Genomic DNA, 26,527 nt, shown 5'->3' with positions numbered 1-26,527 from the left:
CACCGTGTGCTGATCGAGGGCGGGGCGGGCGTTGCGCGCGCTCCGGCGAGGTTCTCTCGCGCTCGTTAACATTGGTACATGGCGAAGTTTGACGCGAAGGGCGGCAGGACCGACGCCTGGGCGTGGCCTGCCGGCATCATGATCGGCCTGGCGATCGGCATCCCCCTGTTCTCGTCGACGGGCGGCGTCGCCATCGGTGTCGCCTTCGGCATCGCCATCGGTACTGCCTTCGCGATCGCCTTTGGCGCCACCACGAAGAAGGCCGACAGCCGTAGCGCCACGAAGAAGGCCGACGGCCGTACCGTCGAGGGCGAGCCGCAGAAATCCGCTGGCCCGGCTGGCTTCGCCACCGATGACGGCCCAGCCGCACCTTCCGACCGGGACAAACTGGACGGCGAAGCTGCCGGTGGTACTGCTGCCGGACCTCGCCTGCCTTGATCGACTCGGTTTCCTTGAAACCGGGGTATCCGGAATCGCCGGACACCCCGATTTCCTGGAACCCGAGTGGATCAAGCCGCGCGCCGCTCACTCTGCGCGCGCCGCGAGCCCCGAGCCCCGAGCCGCGCGCCGCGAGTGCGCGCCGCGCACTCTGCGCGAGCCGCGAGGCGGGAGCCGTGCGCGCGCCCGCGCCGCGCCCTGCGCCGGGCGCGTCGGTCAGCTTTGCGCCCGGGCCCACTCGGCGGCGTCGATGTCCGCAGGGCCGGAGCCGGGCCAAACCGGCAGCGTGGCACGTCGTTGCTGCTGGTCGGTAAACCGTAACGCCGCACACATCTGGACCGCTCTATGACCAGGGGTCAGGAGGGCGCGGTAGTAGCCTGGCCGCGAACCCCACCCGGGGAGAACGGTGAGGTGATCATGTCGGTGCGTCGTCGCGCGGCACGGTTCGCGACGGTCTGTGGTCTGGTGGGCGCCCTGGTGATGCTCGGCGCGTCGCCGGCGCTGGCCGCCGACGACTCGGTCCGCGTGGGCTCGGCCAGCAGCTTCGCCGCCGGGGGGTCGGCGCAGGGGGTGAACGTCGCGGTGCGCAAGCGCTCCGAGGGGTGCGTCCTGCTGCGTACCGCTCTGGGTCTGCGCCTTGAGGGTCTTGAACCGGGTCAGGTGACCGTCCAGGTCAACGCGGGCGGGCGTTGGTTCCCGGTGTCTGTCTCCGGCGGTGGCGGCAGTGTGTCGACCGCGCAGACGTCGCCGGCGAAGCCGACCCTGTGCAAGGGCAAGGGCATCACCGTGCGGTACCGGGTGGCGTTCGCCGCCGGTGCTCCGGGCGGCCGGCTCGCTGTGACCGGTGTGGGTGTCAGCGCGGCCGGCCAGGAGTTGGGTCGGGGTTCCGACACGGCGAAGGTGGCCGGCGCGAAGGTTTCCGCGTCGCCCACGCCGTCGAAGAAGCCGTCGCCCACCCCGAGCCCCACCGAGACGACGCCCGCCGATCCGGTGACTCCGGCGGCGCTGGCCGCCGAGTCCGGTACGCCGAGCACTGTGGCGGCCGCTGCGGAGTCGTCAGGTGGCGGTTCGCTTGTGATGTTCTTCGGTATCGCGATGGTGGCGGTCGGTTTGCTGCTCATCGGGCTGCTGTTCCGTCGCTCGCGGCAGGACCGGGCGCCTGCCGACGAGCCAGTTCAGCTGCCGGGCAACCCCGGCGGTACCACCTACCGGTCCGGGGGCGGCTCGCCGCCCGCGCCGGGTCGGCCGGGCGCGGTGTACGGGCAGCAGCAGTCCGGCGGCTACGGCGTGGTGCCGTCGCCCCGGCCCGCCACCGGCGGGGTGTACGGTGCCCCGCCTGCCGCTCCGACGCCCGATGCGACGCAGCCGATGCCGGGTGCCGGGGGCACTCCGGGTGTTGGGCCGCGCCCCGGCCACACGCCTCCACCTGACGACGGGGGCGATCACACCATGTTCATGCCTCGGCTCCCCGGCTGAGCGGGGCTGAACCGACCCGCTCCGATACGCTCAGGTTTGTTGGAAACCTGCGGCCAAGGAGCGGAACTCGTGTCGGACCTGTCCCAGATCGTGAAGGCGTACGACGTCCGAGGGACGGTGCCGGACCAGTGGGACGAACGGGTCGCCGAGGCGCTCGGGGCCGCTTTCACCCAGCTGCTCAACACCACCGACGAGCCCGGTGACGCCGTGGTCGTCGGGTACGACATGCGGGCCAGTTCGCCGGGCCTGGCCGCCGCCTTCGCCGCGGGGGTCCGTGCTGAGGGTCGCTCGGTGATCGAGATCGGGTTGGCGTCCACTGATCTTCTCTACTTCGCCTCCGGTTCGCTGGATCTGCCTGGTGCGATGTTCACGGCCAGTCACAACCCGGCGCAGTACAACGGCATCAAGATGTGCCGGTCCGGTGCCCGGCCGATCGGCCAGGACAGCGGATTGGCGCAGATCCGGGAGCGGGCGCAGGCACTGCTGGATTCAGGCTCGTCCCGTCCCGCGGGCGAGTCGACCCGGCCCGCCGAGCGGCGTGACCTGCTCCCGGACTACGCGGCGTACCTGCGTAAGTTGGTCGATCTTTCCGGCATTCGGCCGTTGAAGGTGGTGGTGGACGCCGGCAACGGGATGGGCGGCTTCACAGTTCCCACTGTGTTGGGCGACGCCGCCCTGTCGGCCCTGCCGTTGGAGATCGTGCCGCTCTACTTCGAGTTGGACGGCACCTTCCCCAACCACGAGGCGAACCCGCTGGATCCGGCGAACCTGGTCGATCTCCAGCGGGCTGTGGTCGAGCACCGGGCGGACATCGGGTTGGCCTTCGACGGCGACGCCGACAGGTGTTTCGTGGTGGACGAGCGGGGTGAGCCCGTGTCGCCGTCGGCGATCACCGCCCTGGTCGCCGCCCGCGAGTTGGCCAAGCACCCGGGGTCCACGGTGATCCACGGTCTGATCACGTCCAGCGCCGTCGCGGAGATCATCCGCGAGCACGGCGGTGAGCCGGTGGTCGCCCGGGTGGGGCACTCCTTCATCAAGGCGGAGATGGCTCGGACCAATGCCGTCTTCGGTGGCGAGCACTCGGCGCACTACTACTTCCGGGACTTCTGGTTCGCCGACACCGGGATGCTCGCCGCGATGCACACCCTGGCCGCGCTCGGTGAGCAGCCGTTGCCGCTGTCCGTGCTGGCCGGGGAGTACGAGCGCTACATCGCCTCCGGCGAGATCAACTCGACGGTGGCCGACCAGGCCGCGGCGGTGGCCGAGGTCCGTGCCGCGTACCCGGAGGCGACGTCCGACGAGATGGACGGTCTGACGTTGCGTTTTCCCGACGGCGCCTGGTTCAACCTGCGCGCCTCCAACACCGAGCCGTTGCTGCGGCTCAATGTCGAGGCGCCCACCCGCGAGCGGATGGTCTCGCTCCGGGACGACGTGCTCGACCGCGTTCGCCGATAAGATCGCCTGCGCCGGTCGGCACCGCCGCCGGTGACCCCGCACTCGTGGAAGGAGCCAGCCATGGCCCTGGATCCGCAGTTGCTTGAGATCCTCGCCTGCCCGGATACGCACCACGCCCCGCTCACCTACGACGCCGAGGCGCAGACGTTGACCTGCACGGAGTGCGGCCGGATCTTCGACGTCCGCGACGACGTGCCGGTGCTGCTGCTCGACGAGGCACGTGGCGGTCCGGGACAGCCCTCATGATCGACGGTACGGCCGGGGTCAGTGGGCGTCGTGACGCCGACGAGGCCCTGCTCGACAATCCGGACGCGCTTGCCGAACACGACCCGGGCGGCATGCTGCGGCACACCGCGTCGGCGGGTGCCCAGGTTCGGGAGAGCGCGGCGTTGGCGGCCGAGGCGAACCTCGCGGTGCTTGCCGACGACGGGCGGCCACGGGCCGTTGTCGTCGCCGGTATCGGCACCGCCGGGCGGACCGGTGACGTGCTGGCGACTGTGGCCGGGCCGCGTTGCCCGGTCCCGATCATCGGGCACCGCAGCGCTGGCGTACCCGGTTGGGTGGGCGCCGCCGACGTGGTGATCGCGGTGAGCGCGTCGGGTCGCAGCCCGGAGGCGCTCGGTGCGGCCGAGGCCGCGCACCGGCGGGGCGCGCGGCTGGTCGCGGTGGGTGCCCCGGATTCGCAGTTGCAGTCGGTAGCCGAGCGGGCCCGTGCGCCGTTCATTCCGGTGCCCCGGCGTGCTCCGGCGCGGGCGAGTCTGTGGGCGTTGACAGTGCCGGTGCTGCTCGCCGCCCGATCACTCGGGCTGGTGAAGGTCAACGAGGCGGACCTGGCGGAGACCGCGGCCCGGCTCGACGCGGACGCCGACCGCTGCCGCTCGGCCGCGGAGTCGTTCGTCAACCCGGCGAAGTCGCTGGCGTTGGGCCTGGCGGGTTCGATCCCGATCGTCTGGGGTTCGTCTCCGCTGGCCACCGTGGCCGCCCGCCGCTTCGGTGACACCCTGTCGGCGAACGCCCGCTACCCGGTGGTCACCGGGGCGCTCGGCGAGGCCGGTCGGGGACGGGTCGGCCTGCTCGACGGTGTGTTCGGCGGTCTGGCCGAGGGCGAACGGGACATCTTCGCCGACCCGGCGGAGGACGACGACGGCGAGGGCACCCGGCTGCGGCTGGTGCTGCTGCGCGACGGCGGGCTCAACGCCGAGGACGACACCGACGAGCCCCTCGCAGTCGAGGAGCGACGCGCCGACGCGGTGCAGACCCTCGCGGAGCGCCGCGGTGTGCGCTGCGACGTGGTGACGGCCGAGGGCGGATCGGCGCTGGAGCGACTAGCGTCACTGATCGCCGTACCGGATTTCGCATCGATATATCTTGCTCTGGCGCACGGGCTTGACCCGATGGCGGTTCCGGCCATCACCGAGATGAAGGAGCTGTCGAACCAGTGAACGCACGTAGGGCGTCTCAGGTCGCCGCGACGCGAAGCGGAGTGGTGGCGTGAGCGCGACCGGTGGGACGAAGGCAATCGTCGCCGCTCTGCTGGCAAACGTCGGCATCGCTGTCACCAAGTTCATTGCGTTCCTGCTCTCCGGCTCGTCGTCGATGCTCGCCGAGTCGGTTCACTCGGTAGCGGACTCCGGTAACCAGGCCCTGCTGCTGCTCGGCGGTAAGCGTGCGAAGCGGGCAGCCACCCCGGAGCACCCCTTCGGGTACGGCCGGGAGCGCTACATCTACGCGTTCATCGTGTCCATCGTGCTGTTCAGCATCGGTGGCCTGTTCGCCCTCTACGAGGCGTACCACAAGTGGAGCCACGAGGGCGGAATCGAATCCTGGCACTGGCTGCCGGTGGTCGTGCTGGTGGCGGCGATCCTCATGGAGTCGTTCTCCTTCCGGACCGCCATCAAGGAGTCCAACCTCGTCCGGGGCAAGCAGTCCTGGGTGAACTTCGTCCGCCGGGCCAAGGCGCCGGAGCTGCCGGTGGTGCTGCTGGAGGACCTCGGCGCGCTTGTCGGTCTGGTGTTCGCGCTCTTCGGCGTGTCGATGACGCTGATCACCGGCAACGGTCGGTGGGATGCGGCAGGCACCGCGATGATCGGCATCCTGCTTGTGGTCATCGCCATAGTGCTCGCCATCGAGACCAAGAGTCTGCTGCTCGGTGAGGGTGCCGAACAGCAGGATCTGGTCGCCATCGAACGGGCTATCACCGCAGGCCCCGAGGTGGAGCGGATCATCCACATGAAGACGCTCTACCTCGGCCCGGAGGAGCTGATGGTGGCCGCGAAGATCGGCGTACCGTCCTGGGAGAGCGCTCCCGAGCTGGCCCGTGGCATCAACGCCGTGGAGGCGCGGATCCGCGTCGCGGTGCCGATCGCCCGGGTGATCTACCTGGAGCCGGACATCTACAGCGTGGCCGCCGCCGAGGCGGGCACCGGCGCCGCCGCGGACACCGCCGTACCGCAGTCGCAGGATGCGTCGGGCGAGGCGGCCGGGCGACCCGGGGCCTGACAGGTGGAACCGCTGTACGGACCGATCCGCGACTACGCCTGGGGTTCCCGCACGGCCATCGCGACGCTTCAGGGGCGGCCGGTGCCGAGCACCGGCCCGGAGGCGGAGCTGTGGCTGGGTGCCCACCCGGGTGCTCCGGCCAGTGTGGAGCGGGCCGGCCTGCGGGCGAGCCTGTGCGACCTGGTACGTGACGAGCCGGACAGGTGGTTGGGCCAGCGGGTGTCGGCCCGGTTCGGCACCCGGCTTCCGTTCCTGCTCAAGGTGCTCGCCGCCGACGCGCCGTTGAGCCTGCAAGCCCACCCGGACGCCGAGCAGGCCCGGGCGGGCTTCGCGGCGGACGCAGGTCGTCCCGAGGGGGAGCGCAACTACTCCGACCCGCACCACAAGCCGGAGTTGCTGGTGGCGCTCACCCCCTTCGAGGCGCTGTGCGGCTTCCGGCCGCCGGAGGAGTCCGCCGAGGCGCTCGCGGCGTTCGGCGTACCGGTGTTGGCGCCTGTGGTCGAGGCGTTGCGTGCCGGGCCGGAGGGCCTGCGCACGGCGGTGCGGACGCTGCTCGGTTGGCCGCTCGCGGAGCGTGACGGGCTGCTGCGTTCGGTGCTGGCGCCTTCGGTCGACGGCCCGGACGCGGACCTGGCCCGCCGGCTGGCGGCGGCCTATCCGGGTGACCCGGGCGTGCTCGTGGCGCTGCTGCTGCACCACGTGCGCCTGGCGCCGGGGGAGGCGATCTGGATGCCCGCCGGCAACCTGCACGCCTACCTGAGCGGCTGCGGGGTGGAGATCATGGCGGCCAGCGACAACGTGCTGCGCGGTGGCCTGACCCCGAAGCGGGTGGACGTCGATGAGCTGCTGCGCGTGCTGCGGTTCGAGGTGCTCCACGACCCGGTGCGCGGTCCCGAGCCGGTCGGCCCCGGGGTGGACTGGTGGCCGGTGCCGGTGGACGACTTCGCGCTGCACCGGGTACGGGTCGGCGCCACGGTGCCGGAGGTGACGCTGCCGCTGCCCGGTCCCCGTGTGGTGCTGTGCGGTGCGGGCTCGGTCACGGTGGACGACGGGGCAGGTGCGTTGACGCTCGTGTCCGGCCAGGCGGCGATCGGCACTGCGGCCGGCGAGGCGCTGCGGGTCAGTGGCGAGGGTGAGGCGTACGTGGCGACGTCGGGGCTGCGCTGAGCGCTACGGTTCGCCACAAGTCCGACTTTTCCGGAATAGCTTGACGCTGCCCACCCGGAGTGTGACTCTATGGGTACGCAGCGTTATCGCGACGACGGTCCGGCAACGTGCGGGGAACCAAACCGGGGGGATGCACGGGGCGGGCGGAAGTGGGCGGCAGGTCTGTCCATCACCGACCGCCCCGTGCGCTGTCCGCAGACTGTCCCCGGCGACCGCTCCCGTGCGCTGTCCGCAGACTGTCCCCGGCGACCGGTGCCGGCGCGCGTAAGGTGGGGGGTCGGCGTAGACATCGTTCGACAGGAGCATTCATGACCAGCACCCTCCCGGCGTCCGCCAGCGGCGCGCCGACCGAGGCCCGGCCGAGCACGCTCGCCGAGGGCGACTTCAAGGTGGCGGATCTGTCGCTCGCCGAGTTCGGGCGTAAGGAGATCCAGCTCGCCGAGCACGAGATGCCCGGCCTGATGGCGATCCGTCGGGAGTTCGCCGAGGCGCAGCCGCTCGCCGGCGCACGGATCACCGGCTCGCTGCACATGACCATCCAGACCGCCGTCCTGATCGAGACGCTTGTGGCGCTTGGCGCGCAGGTCCGCTGGGCGTCCTGCAACATCTTCTCCACCCAGGACCACGCCGCCGCGGCGATCGTCGTCGGCCCCGACGGCACCCCCGAGGCCCCGGCCGGCGTTCCGGTGTACGCCTGGAAGGGCGAGACGCTGCCGGAGTACTGGTGGTGCACCGAGCAGGTGCTCGCCTGGCCCGACGGGCAGGGCCCGAACATGATCCTCGACGACGGCGGCGACGCCACACTGCTCGTGCACAAGGGCGCCGAGTTCGAGAAGGCCGGTGCCGTTCCGCCGGTCGAATCCGCCGACTCCGAGGAGTACGCGGTCATCCTCGAACTGCTGCACCGTTCGCTGGGCGAGGACAACCAGCGCTGGACCCGGATCGCGTCCGGCATCAAGGGTGTCACCGAGGAGACCACCACCGGCGTGCACCGGCTCTACGAGATGCACCGCGCCGGCACGCTGCTCTTCCCGGCCATCAACGTCAACGACTCGGTCACCAAGAGCAAGTTCGACAACAAGTACGGCTGCCGGCACTCGCTCATCGACGGCATCAACCGGGCCACCGACGTACTGATCGGCGGCAAGATGGCAGTCGTCATGGGCTACGGCGACGTGGGCAAGGGCTGCGCCGAGTCGCTGCGTGGCCAGGGCGCCCGGGTCGTGGTGACCGAGGTCGACCCGATCTGCGCGTTGCAGGCCGCAATGGACGGCTACCAGGTCGCGACCCTGGACGACGTTGTCGAGCAGGCCGACATCTTCATCACCGCCACCGGCTGCTTCGACGTGATCACCAACGAGCACATGGCCCGGATGAAGCACCAGGCCATCGTCGGCAACATCGGCCACTTCGACAACGAGATCGACATGGCCGGCCTGGCCAAGCGCTCCGACGTCGAGCGGATCAACATCAAGCCGCAGGTCGACCTGTGGCGCTTCGCCGACGGGCACGCCATCATCGTGCTCTCCGAGGGACGCCTGCTCAACCTGGGCAACGCCACCGGCCACCCGAGCTTCGTCATGTCGAACTCGTTCGCCAACCAGACGATCGCCCAGATCGAGCTGTTCACCAAGACCGACGACTACCCGATCGGCGTCTACGTACTGCCCAAGCACCTGGACGAGAAGGTGGCCCGTCTGCACCTGGGCGCGCTCGGCGCCAAGCTGAGCACGCTGACCAAGGAGCAGGCCGCGTACCTGGGTGTCTCCCAGGAGGGCCCGTTCAAGCCGGACCACTACCGCTACTGATCGACACCTGAACCGGGTCGGCTGCCACAGCAGCCGGCCCGGTTCGTCGTTTCGTACCCGGGTCAGCCGGGCCGTGAGTTGCGGCGGGTGGGGCGGAACCAGGTCCACACGCACCAGGCCAGCCAGCCGAGCGACACGACGGTGGCGAGCGCCCGCTGGCGTAGCGCGCTGAGCAGCAGCACCACGGCGAGCACCGCCAGCCAGGGCAGGAAAGCCTTCACGGCGGGATCCTCCCACAGTCGGCCGGAGGTGACCGTCGTGCGGCTGCCCGACGAGGGGAAGCACCGTCCGGATCGCGACAGCGTCGACCGGGCCGACGACAGCGGTGGCGCTGGACGGTGTCGACGGGGGATCATGGTGGCGGCCGGGCCGGATTCATCCGCGTGCCGGCCCCGAATCCCGTGGCGCCGCCGCCGCGAGGTTGCGGTGTGTACGCGTCGGCGGCACCATCCGTACCGGGTGACGCCGGTCCCACCGATCTGAACGGGGATGCAATATTAATCCCATGAGAGCCCGGGTACTGGTGGTCGACGACGACCCCGCGCTCGCTGAGATGCTCGGCATCGTGCTGCGCAGCGAGGGTTTCCTGCCCTCGTTCGTGGCCGACGGAGAGCGGGCATTGGCGGCGTTTCGCGACAGTCGACCCGACATCGTCCTTCTCGACCTGATGTTGCCCGGAATGAGTGGTATCGACGTGGCGCGGTCGATCCGGGCCGAGTCGGGCGTGCCGATCGTCATGCTGACTGCCAAGAGCGACACCGTGGATGTTGTCCTCGGCTTGGAGTCCGGCGCCGACGACTACGTGGTGAAGCCGTTCAAGCCCAAGGAGCTGGTGGCCCGGATGCGGGCCCGGCTGCGCCGGGGCGAGGACGTGGCACCGGAGATGCTGACGATCGGGCCGCCCGGCAACCAGATCACCATCGACGTGCCCGCCCACACGGTCAGCCGCAACGACGAGGAGGTGAAGCTGACTCCGCTGGAGTTCGACCTGCTTGTCGCGCTCGCCCGCAAGCCGCGTCAGGTCTTCACCCGCGAGGTGCTGTTGGAGCAGGTGTGGGGCTACCGGCACGCGGCCGACACCCGGCTGGTCAACGTGCACGTCCAGCGGCTGCGGGCCAAGATCGAGCCGGACCCGGAGCGACCGGAAATCATCCTCACCGTGCGGGGCGTGGGCTACAAGGCGGGGACCGGATAGCCTGGTCACACTGTGTCGACCTCCCCGCCCCCGCAGACCACGGATTCTCCCCGGCCCCACGCTGGCCGGGTCCTGTGGCATGCGTTGAGCGGCCGGATCGGCCGGTTGGCGGGCCGGGTGCACCAGACCTGGCGCCGCTCACTCCAGGTGCGGGTGGTGACGATCACGCTCGTCGCGTCCAGCCTGCTGGTCGGCGGGTTCGCCTACCTGATCGCTGACAAGATCACCACGATCCTGCTCGACAACGCCCGCACCGACGTGCGGCAGCGGGTGAACAGTGGCGCCAGCTATGCCGCCAGGCAGGTCTCCCTCTATGGCCAGCCCCAGGAGGCGCAGCTCCAGGAGACGATCGACAACACCGTCAACTACCTGGCCGGCGGCGACCCCCAGCAGACCAGCGGGGTGGTGGTGGCGATCACCGCCGCCGACTACCCGACCATGATCCAGACCCGTACCGCGCCCGCGGCGAACGTCCAGCCGCTGATCAGCAAGGAGCTGCGGGAAGCTGTCGCCAGCGGCCAGGTGGCCAGCCAGATCCGCACCGGCCGGCTCACCGGCGAACCGACCAAATACCTGGTGTACGGCTCTCCGGTGCCCACCCGCTTCGGCCAGATCGAGCTCTACTACCTCGTACCGCTGACCCGGCAGGACACCACGGCGGCCGATGCCCGGGCCACCGTCGTCGGCACCGGCATCGCCCTCGTGGTGCTGCTCGGGCTGCTCGCCGCGCTCGTCACCCGGCTGGTGGTCAATCCGGTACGGGTCGCCGCGCGTACCGCCCAGCGGCTCTCCGCAGGCCTGCTCGACCAGCGGATGGTGGTCAACGGCGAGGACGACCTCGCCCTGCTCGCCGCCTCGTTCAACCAGATGGCGACAAACCTGCAACGGCAGATCCTGCGCCTTGAGGAGATGTCCCGGTTGCAGCGTCGGTTCACCTCGGACGTGTCGCACGAGCTGCGTACCCCGTTGACCACGGTCCGAATGGCCGCCGACCTGATCTTCGCCGAGCGCGACGAGTTCGACCCGGCGGTGGCCCGCAGCGCCGAGCTGCTCCAGGCCGAGCTGGACCGCTTCGAGGAACTGCTCACCGACCTGTTGGAGATCAGCCGGTTCGACGCGGGTTTCGCCATGCTGGACGCCGAACCCACCGATCTGGTGCCTGTGGTGCATCGGGTGGTCGATCGGCTGGCCGGGCTGGCCGAGCGGGTGGGCGTCCCCATCGAGCTTGACCTGCCGGGCACTCCGGTGATCGCCGAGGTCGACCCGCGCCGCGTCGAGCGGGTGTTGCGCAACCTGGTCGGCAATGCCGTCGAGCACGGTGAGGCCCGGCCGGTGCTGATCACCCTGGGCATCGACGACACCGCAGTGGCGATCACCGTCCGTGATCATGGGGTTGGGCTGAAGCTGGGCGAGGAGAAGTTGGTGTTCAACCGGTTCTGGCGGGCGGACCCGTCCCGGGCCCGGCAGACCGGCGGCACCGGGCTGGGCCTGTCGATCAGCCTGGAGGACGCCCGACTGCACGGTGGTTGGCTGGAGGCGTGGGGCGCACCCGGGCAGGGCGCCCAGTTCCGGCTCACGCTGCCGGCCCGTGCCGGTGACCGGCTGACGACCTCTCCGCTGCGCCTGGTGCCCGCCGACGCGGCATTGCCGTTCGGTGGTCCTCGCGACGGCGGCCCGCTGGCCATCGAGGCCGGTACGGGCGGAGTGCTGACTGTCGGCCCGGTGCCGGCAGGGGACGAGCGGCCGGCGGAGGTGCGGTCGTGAGGGTCCGGCCGTTGCTCGGCGCGTTCAGCGCGGCGCTGATGCTCAGCGCCGGGTGCGGCATCCCGACGGAGTCCGACGTGCGGGTGGACGGCAAGGCCGGCACCGCGACCGAGGCCGGGTCGGTAAACGGTCGGCGCAGCGAGCCGCCCTCGCGTACGGCAAGCGGCAGCGACAACGATGCGTTCGTGCGGAACTTCCTGGCCGCCGCCGCGGGCGAGCCGGACCGCGCCTACGAACGTGTCACGCAGTTCCTCGCCCCCGAGCACAAGTCCCGCCTCCAGGTGAAGAAGGGCAGCGAGGTCGCGCTGACGGTGGTCCGGCTGGGGGAGTCGGTCTTCACCCTCAACAGCGACTCGACGACCACCGTCAAGATCGCCGTGCAGCAGATCGGCGTACTCCGGACCAACGGCACCCTGGCGCCGCCGGTGGCGACCGAGACGGAGTACGAGTTCCGGCTGCGCAGCGCGGCGCTCGGCGGCACCGGCAGCGACGAGCGCGCCGGCCTGTACGTCCTGGATCCGCCGAACGTCCTGCTGCTCAGCGACGTGGCGCTCCAGCAGTACTACCAGGACGAGTCGATCTACTTCTGGAGTTCCGACCGCACCCGACTGGTGCCCGACCAGCGCTACCTGCCGCTGGCGGTGCCCGACGAGCGTCGGGTCAACGAGGTGGTGAAGTGGCTGGTCGGCGGCCCGTCGGAATGGCTGCGCCAGGGCGTCGTGGGGCTGCCCGACGGCACCGAGTTGATCAACAATGCCACTGGCGCGAACGACCGGTGGGAGGTCAACCTGGACATGTCCGGTGACGACCAGAACCGGGTCGACCAACTGATCACCCAGCTCGCCTGGTCGCTTGGCGACCTGCCCGGCGAGTTGGAGTTGAAGATCCGTAACAACTCGCAGCCCGTGCAGAACCTGAACGACCGCCGGATCGCCGAGCCGCTCTACCCGGTGACGGAGGGTCCGCAGCGGTTCGGCGTCTACGAGGGCGCCATCCGTCCGCTCGACTTCGTCGGCGAACTCAGCGGCCAGGTCCCGTTGGCGGGCGGGGTCAATCGCAACGTCGTCTCCGCCGGCCTCGCCCGGGCCGCCAACAACCGGATCCTCGCCGCGATGGTGGTGACCGGCGGCAAGGACCGGTACCGGCTCGCGGTGGGCGCCGGCGCCGTGCCGGTTGAGGTCGTCAACCGCAGCACCACGGAGTACGCCTCGATCAGCCGCCCGGTCTGGCTGCGCACTGTCGACTCCCGATCCGCGCAGGGCCTGGTGGTGGCCGACGGTCGCCTCTACCGCTTCGACGAGGCCGCCCGGATGTTCGAGGTGCCGCTCAACCTGCCCTCGGCCGGGGTGACCGCCGTGGCCGCCGCACTGGACGGGCAGCGGATCGCGTTGATCGCCGACGGTCGGCTCTACGTCGCTGTGGTCAACCTCGAGGGTGCCGGCAGTGGGCTGTCCATCGGCCCGCCCCGGGCGTTGACCACCTCGCTGACCGGCCTGACCGCTGTCGACTGGATCAGGGAGGACCGGCTGGTGGTGGCCGGCTCCGCGGGCCAGCCGGCGATCTACGAGATCAGCGCGGACGGCGCCGTGGAAACACCGCTGCGTACCGACGTCGGCGCCAAGGTCACCCATTTGGCGGCGTACCCCACGAACCGCAATGTGCGCGTGCCCAGCGGGGCGTACATGTACGAGGCGAACAGGGTGGCCTACCGCAGCAGCCCGTTCGAGCGGATCGAGCCCGATCGTGTGCGGGACATCGTCGCGCCGCCGGCCGGCGTCCGCCCGAGCAACCCGTCCGCCCCGTTCTTCCTCTACTGACGCCGTGCGCGGGCTCTGGGCGGACCTCGCCGACCTGGTCCTGCCCGCCGACTGCGCGGGTTGCCGGGAGCGCCACCCGGGAATGCGGCACGGGGTCTGCCCTGCATGCGTGACGGCACTGGCCGCCCTGCGCCCCCGATCGGTGCGGCCGACTCCCGCCCCGCCCGGCCTGCCGCCCTGCGCAGCCCTCGGCCCGTACGCCGGTCCGCTGCGCGAGGCACTGCTGGCGTACAAGGAACACGGCCGGCACGGGCTGGCCCGTCCGCTCGGCGCGCTGCTCGCCGAGGTGGTCGCGGCGGCGGTCGGTGGGGTCCGACCGATCGCGCTGGTGCCGGTGCCGGACACCGCGGCGGCGGCCCGGGCCCGCTACGGCGACCACCTGGACCGGTTGGCCCGGCACTGCGCGGCGCGGCTGAGCCAGGGTGGTTGGCCGGTACGGGTGCACCGGCCGCTGCGCGCGATGCCCCGGCCCGACTCGGTGACCCTGGACAGCGCGGGCCGGGCGGCGGTGGCCGAGGCGGCGTTCCGTCCCCGGCCCGGGGCAGTGCGCGGCGGTGTGCCGGGCGACGTACCCGTCGTCGTGGTGCTCGACGACATCGTCACCACAGGTGTCACCCTCGCCGCGGCGGCCCGGGTGCTGGCGACGGCCGGGTGGGCGCCCAGCGTCGCCGCGGTGCTCGCCGCGACCGAGAAGAGACACCATTTGTAACCGACAGTGTTTCCGTTTCACCTGTTGGTGTATGAGCTGCGGAAATTCCTTGGCGGTGTTGGCAACATGGGGTGACTGCCGGGCAAACAAGAGTTAGCGTTTCGTTGTCGGGGGTAGGAAGGTCGTTCCATCCCGCTCCCGGCGGTGAGAGGAGGCGTAGCCGTATTGACCGGTCGACGCCAGCGGGTCTCCCCACGGCGTGCGACCGGGAAACCGGATCGAAGACGGCCGAAACAAGGGAGGTCGCATGGACATCGTGGTCAAGGGCCGCAACGTCGAAGTGCCGGACCATTACCGGGTGCACGTAGCCGAGAAACTCGCAAAGGTCGAACGCTACGACCATAAACTTATTCGCATCGATGTCGAGTTGTTCCACGAGCGCAATCCGCGCCAGGCCGACCACTGCCAGCGGGTGGAGATCACCTGCGTGTCGCGAGGCCCGGTGATCCGGGCCGAGGCCTGCACGAACGACTTCTACAGCGCGCTCGACGCCGCCATCGCGAAGCTCGACACCCGCCTGCGCCGCGCGGCCGACCGCCGCCGCGTCCACCGGGGTCGACACGCGCCGATCTCTGTCGCCGCCGCCACCGCAGGTCTGCCGGTCGCGGACCTGGCGGCCGCTCCGCTGAGCGCGCCGGGTGACGGTGCCCGTGCCGGCACTGCCGTCGCCGAGCGGGTCGAGGAGGAACACGACGACCAGCAGCCGTGGCACATCGCCCGCGAGAAGGTCCACCCGGCTGAGCCGATGACTATCGACGACGCGCTGTTCGAGATGGAACTGGTCGGCCACGACTTCTACCTGTTCCAGGACAAGGAGTCCGGTCGCCCCAGCGTCGTCTACCGACGGCACGCCTACGACTACGGCATCATCTCCCTCGCCACCGACCAGTAACCAGCATTGATCATGGAGTTGTGGTGGGCGCGTCTTCCCCACCACAACTCCATGATCAGTCAGCGCAGTTCGTCCGGCAGGAGCGCGAAGGTCAGATCGTCCAGTCGGGTGCCGGCCAGTCCGGGCAGACGACCCCGTTGCAGTGCCTCGCGCTGGAACCCGACCCGCTCCAACACCCGGTGCGAGGCGGTGTTCTCCGGCACCGTTCCGGCGGTCAGCCGGGCCATGCCGGCCGGCCCGAACGCCCAACCGGCGAGCAGTCGCACCGCCCGCGTGGCGTACCCCCGGCCCCGCCAGTCCGGCAGCAGCGCGTAGCCGATCGACCCCTCACCACTGCCCACGTCCGAAAACGACAGCCCGCAACTGCCCGCCGGCTCCCCGGTGGCCGCGTCGGTGATCAGCAGCCGGGCGATGTCGCCGGTCAACCAGGCGCTCTCCGCCGTCGCGCAGCGCCGCTCGATCGACTCCCGCGCCGGGGGCACCGGCGGCGCCTGGTTCGCCACCACCTCCGGCCGGCTGTGCAGCCGGTACATCAGCTCCGCGTCCTCCGGCCCGAGCCGGCGCAGCGCCACCACCCGGTCGGTTAGCACGCCGCCGGGCAGGTCGGGCAGCAGGCGGGCGGTCGGGCCGGGCGGGTCCTCGGCGAGGCGTACCCATGCCAGCAGATCGTGCCGACCGCCGTCCCGGAACCGGCCGGCGGACCGACGCAGGCCCTCGTACCGGTAGCCGGCGGCCAGCGCGACCCGCTGGCTGGCCGCGTTCTCCGGATCGGTCAGCAGTTCCAGCCGGCTCGTGCCGGCGGCGAACGCGTGCTCGCTCAACGCGCGCGTGGCGGCAGTGGCCACCCCGCGTCCGCGCGCCGACGGCCGTACCCAGTAGCCGATCTCGACCTGGCCCCGGTCAGGCACCGGACAGTTCAGGCCGACCCCGCCGAGCAGCCGGTCGGTGGCCGGGTCCGCGATGGCGTACGCGGCGCCGCCGCCGGTCCAGGCCGCGGGCGCGCCCGCCTCGATCCACCAACGGGCATCGACCTCGGTGTACGGCGCCGGCAGGCTCGTGACGAACCGCTGGCTGATCGGGTCCGCGCAGCCGTCGACCACGTCCGCGACGTCGCCGGCCCGGAACTGCCGCAGCCGCACCCCGTACGCCTCGACGACCTTCTCTCCCGTCACGCCAGGTCCTCGGCGAGCAGCGCGCCCACCCAGGCGTCGACCCGTTCACCCCGGTGCGACACCCCGCCACGGGCGATCCCCTCGAACCCGAAGCCCGCCTTCTCGGCGGCCCGGCGGGAGGCGTTGTTGCCCACGTTCGCCTTCCACTCGATCCGCGCCAGACCCAGCGTGGTGAACCCCCAGGCGCTGAGCGCGAGCAGCGCCGCCGGCAGGTAACCCCGGCCACGGGCCGCCGGGGCGGTCATGAAGCCCACGTCGGCGAGCAGCGGATCAGCGGGGGAGAGGCGAAGGTCGAGCGAGCCGACGTACCTGTCGTCGGGGTCGGCGATGACGAAGCAGGCGGCGTCCCCCCGAGCCCAGGCGGCCTGGCCGAAGCCCTGATAGCCCTGCGCGTCGACGCGCTCGTACGGGTCGGGAACCGTGGTCCAGCGGATGGTCTCCGGGTCCCGGCAGGTGAGCACCACGGCGTCCAGATCCTTCTCCTCCATCGCCCGCAGCCGCAGCTCACCGGCCCCGGCCGTGGCGAAGAGGGTCGGCTGCGGTCGGCCGAACACGGCGGCCCGGCGGGCGACAAGGGTGCCGGGGCCGGCCGGGCCGGTGGATCCGGGCTCGGGCACCTCGCCGGGCAGCAGCGTGCCGATCCAGCCCTCCGAGCCGCCGCCGTCCGATGCCGGCCCGGCCAGCCGCAGCCGGCCGTCGATCCGGAACCCGGCGCGGAGCGCGACAAGCCGGGAGGCGTGGTTGCCCACCTCGGCCTGCCAGATCAGTCGGCGCAGGCCGAGCGTCCCGAACGACCAGCGGGCCACCGCCCGGGTGGCACGGACCATCACGTTCCGCCCGCGCGCCCAGGGGGCCGTCCAGTAGCCGACCTCGCCGGTGCCGTTGCCGTCGATGGAGATCAGCCCGCAGGAGCCGAGCAGTTCCCCGCTGGTCGGGTCGCAGACCGCGAACGGTGCCCCGGTGCCCTCCGCCCAGGCTCGTCCGCTGAGTTCCGTGACGAAGCTGCGCGCGTGCTCCCGTCGGTACGGCCGAGGCACAGTGGTCCAGCGCTGGATGTCGCGGTCCTGGCATGCGCGGTGCACCGCGTCGGCGTCCGCCTCCTGCCAGGGCCGCAGCAGCAACCCGTCCTCGATGATCTCCCGATGGTCCACCCGTGCATCGTGCCGGAACGTTCGCCGACGGCGTAACCGGATATCGTCCTGGCCGCACCCCGTGCGCGACTTATGTCGGGTTCGGCGGGATGGACCGCCGCCACCAGTGACCATTGCGCCCGGGGAGCGCCTACGATGGTTCGAGACCGTCTAGGGGAGCGTTGATCCGTGTCGATTCTGGAAAAGGTCCTTCGCGCAGGCGAGGGCCGTATGGTGCGCCGGCTCAAGGCCATCGCCGCCGCCGTCAACTCGATCGAGGACGACTACGTCAACCTCACCGACGAGGAACTGGCCGGCATGACCGAACAGTTCCGGGAACGGCTGGCCGACGGCGAGACCCTCGACGACCTCCTGCCGGAGGCGTTCGCGGTGGCCCGCGAGGCGTCTGCCCGCGTGCTCGGCCAGCGACCGTACGACGTCCAGGTCATGGGCGGCGCGGCGCTGCACTTCGGCAACATCGCCGAGATGAAGACCGGTGAGGGCAAGACGCTGACCTCGGTCATGGCCGTCTACCTCAACGCGCTCTCCGGCGACGGCGTGCACGTGGTCACGGTCAACGACTACCTCGCCCAGCGCGACGCCGCCTGGATGGGGCGTGTGCACGAGTTCCTGGGTCTGACCGTCGGCGTGGTGCTTCCCAACCGTCCGGCCAGCGAGCACCGGGCCGCGTACGAGTGCGACATCACGTACGGCACCAACAACGAGTTCGGCTTCGACTACCTGCGCGACAACATGGCCTGGTCGCACGACGAGCTGGTCCAGCGCGGGCACAACTTCGCGGTGGTCGACGAGGTCGACTCGATCCTCATCGACGAGGCGCGTACCCCGCTGATCATCTCCGGCCCGGCCGAGCACTCGGCCCGCTGGTACGGCGAGTTCGCCGGAGTGGTGGCCCGGCTCCAGCCCGGCACCGACGGTGAGGGCGACTACGAGGTCGACCACTCCAAGCGCACGATCGCGGTGACCGAGCGCGGTGTCGCCAAGGTGGAGGACCGCCTCGGCATCGACAACCTGTACGAGTCGGTGAACACCCCCCTGGTCGGCTACCTCAACAACGCCATCAAGGCCAAGGAGCTCTACAAGCGCGACAAGGACTACATCGTCAACGACGGTGAGGTCCTGATCGTCGACGAGTTCACCGGTCGCATCCTGCACGGCCGTCGCTACAACGAGGGCATGCACCAGGCGATCGAGGCCAAGGAGGGGGTGGAGATCAAGCAGGAGAACCAGACCCTCGCCACCATCACCCTCCAGAACTACTTCCGCCTCTACAACAAGCTTTCCGGGATGACCGGTACGGCCCAGACCGAGGCCGGCGAGTTCAACAAGGTCTACAAGGTCGGCGTGGTGAGCATCCCGACCCACCGTCCGATGGTTCGGGAGGACCGGCCGGACGTCATCTACAAGACGGAAAAGGCCAAGTTCAACGCCGTCATCGAGGACATTGCCGAGCGGCACCAGATGGGCCAGCCCGTGCTCGTCGGCACCGTCTCGGTGGAAAACTCCGAGATCCTCTCCCAGCTGCTGCGCCGCCGGGGCATCCCGCACAACGTGTTGAACGCCAAGTTCCACGCCCGGGAGGCCGAGATCGTCGCCCAGGCCGGGCGTAAGGGCGCTGTCACAGTGGCCACCAACATGGCCGGTCGTGGGACCGACATTCTGCTCGGCGGCAACCCTGAGTTCCTCGCGGCCAACGAGCTGCGCCAGCGTGGCCTCGACCCGCTGGAGAACGAGGAGGAGTACGCCAAGGCGCTGGAGGAGGTCCTTCCCACGTGGAAGCAGGCCTGCGACGCCGAGGCGGAGGAGGTCGCCGCCGCCGGTGGCCTCTACGTGCTGGGCACCGAGCGGCACGAGTCGCGACGGATCGACAACCAGCTGCGGGGTCGCGCCGGCCGGCAGGGTGACCCGGGCGAGTCCCGCTTCTACCTGTCCCTCCAGGACGAGCTGATGCGACGATTCCGAGCCGGTGCCGTCGAGGCGGTGATGGAGCGCTTCAACATCCCCGAGGACGTGCCCATCGAGTCCAAGATGGTCACCCGCCAGATCAAGAGCGCCCAGGCCCAGATCGAGGGTCAGAACGCCGAGATCCGCAAGAACGTTCTCAAGTACGACGAGGTGCTCAACAAGCAGCGCCAGGTCGTCTACGCCGAGCGCCTGCGGGTGCTCAACGGCGAAGACCTGTCCGAGCAGGTCCGCAACATGATCGACGAGACGATCGAGGCGTACGTTCGGGGCGCCACCTCCGAGGGCTACGGCGAGGACTGGGACCTCGAGCAGCTCTGGTCCAGCCTCAAGCAGCTCTACCCGGTCGGTGTGACGATCGATGAGCTGGAGGAGGAGGCCGGCGGCTCCCGAGCCGGCATGGACGCCGACTTCCTGATCGCCCGCCTCAAGGATGACGCGCACGCCGCGTACGACCGCCGTGAGGAGCAGCTCGGTGCCGAGGGGGTGCGCCAGCTCGAGCGGATGGTGCTGCTCCAGGTGATCGACCGGAAGTGGCGTGAGCACCTCTACGAGATGGACTACCTCCAGGAGGGCATCAACCTCCGGGCGTACGCCCAGCGCGACCCGGTGGTCGAATACCAGCGCGAGGGCTTCGACATGTTCGCCACCATGATGGACGGCATCAAGGAGGAGACTGTCGGTTTCCTCTACAACATGGATGTCCAGGTCGCCGAGCCGGAGACCACCGAGGAGTCCGACGAGGTCAAGCTGCTCGACAAGCCGGTGGAGATTCGGGCCAAGGGCCTCAACCGGGCGCCGCAGCGACAGGGGCTGCAATACTCCGCCCCGACCATCGACGGCGACGCCAGCCCCGGTGCGGTCGCCGTCGAGCAGGAAAGCCAGCAGGCACCTGCCCTCGGCGTGGGCCGCCCGGCGCAGGGTGCCCCGGCGGCACCGGGCCGGACAGCCCCGTCCGCCCCGCAGCGGCCGGGCTCCGGGCTGCGTGGCCCTGCGGTCCCGTCTTCCGCCGCCCGTCGGTCCGCCGCGAGCCAGGCCGAGGGAAGCAACGGTCCGTCCCGCAACGCGCCGTGCCCCTGCGGCTCGGGTCGCAAGTACAAGCGCTGCCACGGCGCCCCCAACGGCGGCAACTGACCGAGAGCAAGCCCGACGGGCCCCAGCCACCAAGGCCGGGGCCCGTCGGCGTGCGCGGCCTGGCCGCCGCCCGCGCCCGCCCCCTGCGCTGGGCCGCCGCATCCAAGATCATCAGGGTTTCCATGAAATCGGGGTGTCCTCCCTTGCTGGACAGCCCGATTTCAAGGAAGCCGAGTGGATCACGCAGCGTCAGCACAGCGCGGTGCATACCGACGCGCGTCGATCAACCCCGGCAACTCGGGCCGGCGAGCTTCGCACACCGGGGGCCCCGCTATGCCGTTCCACCGCCTCGGAGGCCTATCCGGCCGCGCACGTACGAGTCGCTGTCAGAGGACGTGGAGGGCAGTGCAGAGCCAGCGGCCCCGGCGGTGTTCCAGCCGCAGGGCGATAGCCCAGCTCTGACCGCCCGCGCCGGTGAGGACGGCGGCCCCCTCCACGGCGCCTTCCCGAGGCTCACAGACCCGCACGCGGAGCAGTCGCACTGCCGGCCGTGCTGCCCGGCGACGGCTCGACCCGGCCCGGTTGGTGGCGCGGGCCAGTTCGGTGAGCAGGTCACTTGCCTGACTGGGGTCGAGCAGTGGGCGTAGCTGCGCCGGCGACCGGTAGCCGTTGACCACCTCCAGGCAGGTGCCGACGAAGCGGTGCGCGGCCCGGGTCGCCTCGGGGGCGGTTGCCGGTGGCAGTGGGGCACCCGGATGGCTGTCGGGTCGGGTGGGTACCCGGCGCAGGGCAGTGCGGCGCTCCGCCGGCCGGACCGGATCCGGTCGGGCCGCGGCGAACAGATCGAGGGCGAGTTGGCCGTGGGTGGGCCAGTAGGCCTCGTCCGGATAGGGCGGGTCGATGGGCGGGACGGGACGCAGCCGCACCGGTGGTCGGGAGGAACCGGGTCGCCGCTCGCTCATGGCCGCTCCCTTGATCTTGCGTTTGCTTACGTTTGCCTCCGACAAGCTCGATTCTGAGCGATGAAACGGCCCCGGTCAATGGCACGTTGAAGCAAGATGACTACTCCGGGTCGCGGTCGACGAGGGGGTTACCGCGTACCCAGTCGGCGGTTTCGGCGTACTTCTGGGCGATGTACTCCTCCAGCCGGGCGCGCTCGACCCGCCACTGGCCGCGTCCGCCGATCTTGATTGCCGGCAGTTCCCCGCTGCGAACCATGTGGTAGACCTGCGAGTCCGACACGTTCAGCTCGGCGGCCACATCGGACAGCAGCAGGAACCTCGGCTCCACAAAATACTCCCGGTCTTGGTGTCGTTTGCCTCAGTTTGCCATCGACAGGCTCTGCCGCCCAGCGCTGACCGGCGGATGAGGTGTGCCATCCTCCGGCGGACACACCGCCGGGAAACTTCCACCGGCCGTGGGCGGGGTGTATGACGATCACGGCGTGCGGCATGATCTGCGCCCGTGCCGGCAGCCGCCGGTGGAGGACTGAGCAGGGAGACGACCGGTGACCGACGACCTTGTCCGGGTGTACGTGCCGGCGACCGTACCGATGTTGACCCGCCTGCGCGAGCAGGGGCTGACCGCCGCCCGGGCGCACGCCGTGACGCCGGCGCTGCGCGAGTGGTACGCGGAGGGCGACGAGGAGGAACTGGAGTACGTCGCGTTCACCCGGGCCGCCCAGGACGCGCTGCAGCTGCTCCGGGCCGACCCGGCCGCGCCCCGTCGCCGGGTGGTCGTCTCGGTCGACCTGCCCCCGAGCGCGATCGGCCGGGGCGACGGTGAGCTGGGTTCCAGCACGGTGGCGCTGGCCGACGTCGTGCCGGTGGGCGCTGTCGCGGCGCTCCACGTGGACGGCGCCGACGCCGTCGCGGATGTCGCTGCGGCGGCCGACGTGGTGGCCGAGGCCGCCGCTGGCGACCCGGACGCGCAGTTCACCGTCGACGGGGCCGAGGACCACGAGTTGGAGTGGTACGACGTGACGGAGTTGGATCTGCTGCTCCGCGCCATGGACTGAACCAGGCATCCGACGCCTGAGGCGGGCTGGGCGGGCTGTGTCCGACGGGCCAAGCGAGCTGGCCGGAGGCAGCCAGGGACCGCTTGCGCCGCACCCGTACCGGTCAGCGGGCCGGATCGACCCTTGCCGGGTCGGCGTCGACACTGTCCGCGCCGACCTCGTCCGGATCGGTCGGCTCAGCCCGGTCGGTCGGGTCCGTTCCGGCGGCAGGAGTGGCAGCGGGACCGGCGGGGGCGTCCGGCTCGTCGTCGTCGGGGGCCGGGCCGAGCGTGCGGCCGAACGCGATGAGCGCGGTAAGCGCCCCCACGAACAGCACCCAGATGCCGTTGTCCACCCGCGAGGTGCCCAGCGAGGTCTGCGCCACGGCGTCCGCCTCGCTGAGCGCGCTTGCCAGGTCCAGGAGTGACCGGCCGCCGATCCGGATGATCGCCTCGGCGAGCAGCAGGAGCAGCCCCGGCCCGGCGCCGGCGAGCAGGTACGCGGGCCAGCGCAGCGCCGCCGTGTCCGGGTCGCGGCGCAGGGCTCGCCGTCGCGCCCAGGTGAGGTAGCCGAAGGCGAGCAGCCCGGCGAGCAGCCCGGCCAGTAGCGATTCGGTGCGTGACACCCACTTGGCGGCGTCCACCAGTGACTGCTGGGTGTCGCCCGCGCCGAAGAGGTTGAACAGCGGGTCCCGGGCGCGGCTGAACGCGACCACGAAGATCAGCGTGCCCAGGGCGGCGGTCACCACAGCACCGACAGCCGGGGCCGTACGCGCGCCGGCGACCGCGCCACCGATGATCGCGGCGGCAGCGGTGGTGCCGGCGATCACGTTCGTGGTCGAGGTGTCGAAGTAGGTGAGGTTGATGGCCAGCGCGGCGGCCAGCCCGACCACCATTCCGGCGCCGATCGCGCCGACGAACCGCAGGGTGATCGAGTCGCCGTACCGGCGGGACAGCAGGTTGCCGAAGGCCAGGGCAGTGGCGGCCCCGGCCACCAGCGCGGCGGAGATCACGCCGGGCAGGGCGAACGCGGAGAGGCTGATCGCGGTGATGCCCGCCGCGGACGAGGTGATGGCCTCCCGCGTCGACCAGAGCATCGCGGCGAGCCAGCCGAGCGCCACCAGCGCGAGTGCCGCCGCGCCGGGCGCGGGCGCCAGACGGCCGTCGGGGGTGGCGTCGACCGCCGGCTGGTCCGACTCCGCGGTTGGGGCGCGGCCGGGCTGCTTGGTCATCGTCTCCCCTTCGAGGCGGCAGGTCACCGCCATTCAGGGTACGCGGGCCCAGCGCAGTGCCCGTCGACCCCGGGACGGCCCCAGCGGGTCGGACCCTCCGCAGCGCCGTCCGTCGGGCCCGGCGAAACGGGTGTACGGGTCATCGGAGCGAGCCAGGACGGTAAGGAGGGAAGGGGTGCACCGGTCCTTGACACCTGGCGGTGGTGACGGTGAGGTGACCAGGCCCGCATGGAAGAATCGGCGGGAGGTCCCGCCGCTGCCCGGCCACCCCGTGCGGCGTCCGGTGTCCGGCCGTCCGGTCGTCGCCCGTGGGTCCGTTTTCGCCACGCTGTCGAGTTCGCCAACAGGAGCCTTGATGGACGCCGTGTTCTCCGTACCCGAGCCACGCAACGAGCCGGTTCGCAACTACGAGCCGGGCAGCGGAGACCGGGAGCGGCTCCAGCGGAGGCTTACCGAGCTGGCCGCCGAGAAGATCGACCTGCCGATGACCATCGGCGGCGAGCAGCGGATGGCCGGCGGCGACCCGATCAACGTGGTGCAGCCGCACAAGCACGCCCATGTGCTGGGCGTCACCGCGCACGCCACCCACGACGACGCCCGTACCGCGATCAAGGCTGCCAAGGACGCGGCCCCGATGTGGCGGGCGCTGCCGTTCGAGGAGCGGGCCGCGATCTTCCTGCGCGCCGCCGAGCTGCTCGCCGGCCCGTGGCGCGACACGCTCAACGCCGCCACCATGCTCGGCCAGTCGAAGACCGCGATCCAGGCGGAGATCGACGCGGCCTGCGAGTTCATCGACTTCCTCCGGTTCAACGTGCACTTCGCCCGCCGCCTGATCGAGGAGCAGCCGGCCTCCTCGCCCGGGGTCTGGAACCGCTTCGACCACCGCCCGCTGGAGGGCTTCGTCTACGCGGTCACCCCGTTCAACTTCACGGCGATCGCCGGCAACCTGCCCTCGGCACCGGCCCTGCTTGGCAACACGGTGATCTGGAAGCCGGGTCCGACCCAGCAGTTCGCGGCGCACTTCACGATGCGGCTGTTCGAGGCCGCCGGCCTGCCGCCCGGCGTGATCAACATGGTGACCGGCCGCGGCGAGGAGGTCTCCGACGTCGTACTCGCCGACCCGGACCTGGCCGGCATCCACTTCACCGGCTCGACGAAGGTCTTCCAGCAGCTCTGGCGGACCGTCGGCGACAACATCGCCCGGTACCGGGGCTACCCCCGGCTCGTCGGCGAGACCGGCGGCAAGGACTTCGTGGTCGCGCACACAAGCGCCGACGTGGATGCCCTGCACACCGCGCTGATCCGGGGCGCCTACGAGTACCAGGGTCAGAAGTGCTCGGCGGCCTCCCGGGCGTACGTGCCGCGCTCGCTCTGGGAGGGCGGGCTGCGGGACCGCCTGGCCGCCACCACCGACTCGCTGACGTACGGCGACGTGGCCGACTTCGGCAACTTCGGCGGCGCGGTGATCGACGACAAGGCGTTCGCCCGGCACACCGCCGCGCTGGAGCTGATCGCCGGTGACGACTCGTGCCGGGTGCTGGCCGGCGGCACCGCCGACGACTCGGTCGGCTACTTCGTCCGGCCGACGCTCTTCGAGTGCTCCGACGCCGCCCACGAGACCTTCACCACCGAGTACTTCGGGCCGATCCTCGGCGTGCACGTGTTCGACGACGCGCGCTTCGACGAGGTGGTCGCGCAGGCCGAGTCGATCGCCCCGTACGCGCTGACCGGGTCGATCTTCGCCACCGACCGCCGGGTGATCGACGCGGTCGGCGAGCGGATGCGGTACGCGGCCGGCAACTTCTACATCAACGACAAGCCCACCGGGGCTGTCGTCGGGCAGCAGCCGTTCGGTGGCGCCCGGGCCAGCGGCACCAACGACAAGGCGGGCTCCTGGCTCAACCTGGTCCGCTGGCTGTCACCGCGGACGATCAAGGAGACGTTCGTGCCGCCGACCGACCACACGTACCCCCACATGGGGTGACCTGCGGTGACCGCCGGCGGCGTGCGCAGCGCCGCCGGCGGGGCGACCGAGCAGGCCCAATCCATCGATAGTCCTCAACGGACAGTCTGCGACCGACAGTGCACATAGGAAGACGTTCGAGTGGCAAACCGTCAAAACCTGGACGCAGGCAGCGCAAAGTGGCAGCGTAACGGGCATGGCGGAATCTGGAGTCAACCCCACGGCGGCGGCCCTGCTCGGGCTGCTCCACGAGGGTCCCATGACAGGCGGCCAGTTGATGGCCGCCGCAGAGCGCCGGTTGGCGCCGTACTGGTCGATGACCCGCAGTCAGGTCTACCGGGAGTTGCCGGTGCTGGCCGAGCGGGGTTACGTGCGCCTCGGCAAGCCGGGCCCGCGGATGAGTCAGCCGTACGCGCTCACGGCAAGCGGAAAACGGACATTCTCCCGTTGGTTGGCGGAGAACCCGGGGCGGGACACCATCCGCAACCCGGTCGCGCTCCGGATGGCCTTCGGCAACCTGCACTCCGCCAGCCAGCTCAAGAGCCTGTACGCCTCGGCCAACGAATACCACACCGAGGCCCTGGCGCAGGTGCGGGAGCAGGTCAAGAACGCCAAGCGGGACGGCGAGACGTACGACGCCAGCGCGCTGGAGTTCGCCGTCGCCTACCACCGGGCGGCGCTGTCCTGGCTGAAGTCCGCCCCCGCCGGGTGATGATCGGCAGGTTCTCGCATACGGAACGAGCTGCTCCGGCTGCGGC

General features: G+C 71.0%; 23 protein-coding genes. 17 read left to right on the top strand and 6 right to left on the bottom strand.

Annotated features, from left to right (window positions below):
* Positions 1–78: 78 nt before the first annotated feature.
* From F4558_RS21855 to ahcY, 8 genes are all read left to right on the top strand, one after another.
* Positions 79–438, top strand: a complete 360-nt coding sequence (locus tag F4558_RS21855; RefSeq protein ID WP_167945826.1) for a hypothetical protein — start codon at positions 79–81, stop codon at positions 436–438.
* Positions 439–783: 345 nt separating this feature from the next.
* Positions 784–1,914: a hypothetical protein gene (locus tag F4558_RS21850; protein ID WP_245241350.1), complete on the top strand. Its 1,131-nt coding sequence runs from the start codon at positions 784–786 to the stop codon at positions 1,912–1,914.
* Between the two features lie 69 nt (positions 1,915–1,983).
* On the top strand, positions 1,984–3,369 hold the full coding sequence (locus tag F4558_RS21845; RefSeq protein WP_167945824.1) for a phosphomannomutase/phosphoglucomutase: 1,386 nt from the start codon (positions 1,984–1,986) through the stop codon (positions 3,367–3,369).
* A gap of 60 nt (positions 3,370–3,429) precedes the next feature.
* On the top strand, positions 3,430–3,615 hold the full coding sequence (locus tag F4558_RS21840; protein ID WP_053657311.1) for a Trm112 family protein: 186 nt from the start codon (positions 3,430–3,432) through the stop codon (positions 3,613–3,615).
* Positions 3,612–4,811 carry an SIS domain-containing protein gene (locus F4558_RS21835; RefSeq protein ID WP_053657309.1) on the top strand — a complete coding sequence of 400 codons (1,200 nt, stop codon included), beginning with the start codon at positions 3,612–3,614 and terminating at the stop codon, positions 4,809–4,811. The genes F4558_RS21840 and F4558_RS21835 overlap by 4 nt, the downstream gene beginning before the upstream one ends.
* A 49-nt stretch (positions 4,812–4,860) precedes the next feature.
* Positions 4,861–5,868: a cation diffusion facilitator family transporter gene (locus tag F4558_RS21830; RefSeq protein ID WP_167945823.1), complete on the top strand. Its 1,008-nt coding sequence runs from the start codon at positions 4,861–4,863 to the stop codon at positions 5,866–5,868.
* Positions 5,869–5,871: 3 nt separating this feature from the next.
* Positions 5,872–7,035 (top strand): mannose-6-phosphate isomerase, class I, encoded by a 1,164-nt coding sequence (manA, locus tag F4558_RS21825; RefSeq protein ID WP_167945821.1) that lies wholly within the window; start codon positions 5,872–5,874, stop codon positions 7,033–7,035.
* A gap of 308 nt (positions 7,036–7,343) precedes the next feature.
* Complete coding sequence (gene ahcY, locus F4558_RS21820) at positions 7,344–8,843, top strand: adenosylhomocysteinase (RefSeq protein WP_053657303.1); 1,500 nt, start codon at positions 7,344–7,346, stop codon at positions 8,841–8,843.
* A 62-nt stretch (positions 8,844–8,905) separates the two neighbouring features.
* On the opposite strand, the gene F4558_RS21815 is transcribed toward ahcY, so the two are convergent.
* Positions 8,906–9,064, bottom strand: a complete 159-nt coding sequence (locus F4558_RS21815) for a hypothetical protein (protein WP_167945819.1) — start codon at positions 9,062–9,064, stop codon at positions 8,906–8,908.
* Between the two features lie 284 nt (positions 9,065–9,348).
* On the opposite strand from F4558_RS21815, the gene mtrA reads away from it, so the two are divergent.
* The 5 genes from mtrA to hpf all read left to right on the top strand — a co-directional run bounded on the left by mtrA (position 9,349) and on the right by hpf (position 15,220).
* Positions 9,349–10,038 carry an MtrAB system response regulator MtrA gene (gene mtrA / locus F4558_RS21810; protein WP_007455837.1) on the top strand — a complete coding sequence of 230 codons (690 nt, stop codon included), beginning with the start codon at positions 9,349–9,351 and terminating at the stop codon, positions 10,036–10,038.
* 12 nt (positions 10,039–10,050) lie between these two features.
* A complete protein-coding gene (gene mtrB, locus F4558_RS21805; protein ID WP_053657301.1) occupies positions 10,051–11,802 on the top strand; it encodes an MtrAB system histidine kinase MtrB in 1,752 nt (583 codons plus the stop codon).
* A gap of 38 nt (positions 11,803–11,840) precedes the next feature.
* Positions 11,841–13,619 (top strand): LpqB family beta-propeller domain-containing protein, encoded by a 1,779-nt coding sequence (locus F4558_RS21800; RefSeq protein ID WP_053657367.1) that lies wholly within the window; start codon positions 11,841–11,843, stop codon positions 13,617–13,619.
* 4 nt (positions 13,620–13,623) lie between these two features.
* The gene (locus F4558_RS21795) at positions 13,624–14,328 is read left to right on the top strand and encodes a ComF family protein (protein WP_167945817.1); all 705 of its coding nucleotides are present in this window, start codon (positions 13,624–13,626) and stop codon (positions 14,326–14,328) included.
* Positions 14,329–14,575: 247 nt separating this feature from the next.
* Positions 14,576–15,220, top strand: a complete 645-nt coding sequence (gene hpf / locus F4558_RS21790; protein ID WP_167945815.1) for a ribosome hibernation-promoting factor, HPF/YfiA family — start codon at positions 14,576–14,578, stop codon at positions 15,218–15,220.
* A 59-nt stretch (positions 15,221–15,279) separates the two neighbouring features.
* Here the strand turns inward: hpf and F4558_RS21785 are convergent, their stop codons facing one another.
* Both F4558_RS21785 and F4558_RS21780 read right to left on the bottom strand, forming a co-directional pair.
* Positions 15,280–16,392 carry a GNAT family N-acetyltransferase gene (locus F4558_RS21785; protein ID WP_167945813.1) on the bottom strand — a complete coding sequence of 371 codons (1,113 nt, stop codon included), beginning with the start codon at positions 16,390–16,392 and terminating at the stop codon, positions 15,280–15,282.
* A complete protein-coding gene (locus F4558_RS21780) occupies positions 16,389–17,543 on the bottom strand; it encodes a GNAT family N-acetyltransferase (protein ID WP_167945811.1) in 1,155 nt (384 codons plus the stop codon). The genes F4558_RS21785 and F4558_RS21780 overlap by 4 nt, the downstream gene beginning before the upstream one ends.
* A gap of 168 nt (positions 17,544–17,711) precedes the next feature.
* On the opposite strand from F4558_RS21780, the gene secA reads away from it, so the two are divergent.
* On the top strand, positions 17,712–20,639 hold the full coding sequence (gene secA, locus F4558_RS21775) for a preprotein translocase subunit SecA (protein WP_053657291.1): 2,928 nt from the start codon (positions 17,712–17,714) through the stop codon (positions 20,637–20,639).
* 326 nt (positions 20,640–20,965) lie between these two features.
* Here the strand turns inward: secA and F4558_RS21770 are convergent, their stop codons facing one another.
* Together F4558_RS21770 and F4558_RS21765 are read right to left on the bottom strand one after the other, a co-directional pair.
* Entirely contained in the window at positions 20,966–21,541 is a 576-nt protein-coding gene (locus F4558_RS21770) for an Rv3235 family protein (protein WP_167945809.1), read from the bottom strand.
* 100 nt (positions 21,542–21,641) lie between these two features.
* Positions 21,642–21,869 carry a helix-turn-helix transcriptional regulator gene (locus tag F4558_RS21765; RefSeq protein WP_053657286.1) on the bottom strand — a complete coding sequence of 76 codons (228 nt, stop codon included), beginning with the start codon at positions 21,867–21,869 and terminating at the stop codon, positions 21,642–21,644.
* Positions 21,870–22,086: 217 nt separating this feature from the next.
* On the opposite strand from F4558_RS21765, the gene F4558_RS21760 reads away from it, so the two are divergent.
* Positions 22,087–22,596, top strand: a complete 510-nt coding sequence (locus F4558_RS21760; RefSeq protein ID WP_167945807.1) for a DUF6912 family protein — start codon at positions 22,087–22,089, stop codon at positions 22,594–22,596.
* Between the two features lie 103 nt (positions 22,597–22,699).
* On the opposite strand, the gene F4558_RS21755 is transcribed toward F4558_RS21760, so the two are convergent.
* Positions 22,700–23,806, bottom strand: a complete 1,107-nt coding sequence (locus F4558_RS21755) for a hypothetical protein (RefSeq protein WP_167945805.1) — start codon at positions 23,804–23,806, stop codon at positions 22,700–22,702.
* Between the two features lie 355 nt (positions 23,807–24,161).
* Between F4558_RS21755 and pruA the strand changes: the two genes are divergently transcribed.
* Both pruA and F4558_RS21745 read left to right on the top strand, forming a co-directional pair.
* On the top strand, positions 24,162–25,790 hold the full coding sequence (gene pruA / locus F4558_RS21750; RefSeq protein ID WP_167945803.1) for an L-glutamate gamma-semialdehyde dehydrogenase: 1,629 nt from the start codon (positions 24,162–24,164) through the stop codon (positions 25,788–25,790).
* A gap of 175 nt (positions 25,791–25,965) precedes the next feature.
* On the top strand, positions 25,966–26,481 hold the full coding sequence (locus F4558_RS21745) for a PadR family transcriptional regulator (RefSeq protein ID WP_053657280.1): 516 nt from the start codon (positions 25,966–25,968) through the stop codon (positions 26,479–26,481).
* Positions 26,482–26,527: the final 46 nt, after the last annotated feature.

Source organism: Micromonospora profundi, from assembly GCF_011927785.1.
In the GTDB taxonomy this organism is placed as follows: domain Bacteria; phylum Actinomycetota; class Actinomycetes; order Mycobacteriales; family Micromonosporaceae; genus Micromonospora; species Micromonospora profundi.
This window is presented reverse-complemented; position numbering and strand designations above follow the sequence as displayed.